A 236-nucleotide genomic window follows, 5' to 3' on the forward strand; every position below is an offset into this window, starting at 1 on the left:
GGAACTTGCGAAGGATCATTCGTAATCACCAGAACATGGACATTAACAGATAGCTGTGGTAACACTGCGCCAGAACAAACGCAAACCATTACCGTTTCCGATAATATCGCACCAACATTTACTGCACCGGCAGATATCGAAATATTTACAGATGCATCATGTAATTACGATGCTGGAGTAAACATTACAGGAGATGTTACAGACGAAGCAGATAACTGTTCTACAACCCTAGACGC

At 42.4% G+C, this 236-nt stretch carries 1 protein-coding gene; it reads left to right on the forward strand.

What is annotated here, in order from left to right; translation table 11 throughout:
- The coding region (locus tag ACVC08_RS00205) for a hypothetical protein (RefSeq protein WP_452600504.1) at positions 1 to 236 on the forward strand (236 nt) is incomplete at both ends.

This window comes from Pontimicrobium sp. MEBiC06410 (assembly GCF_053601615.1).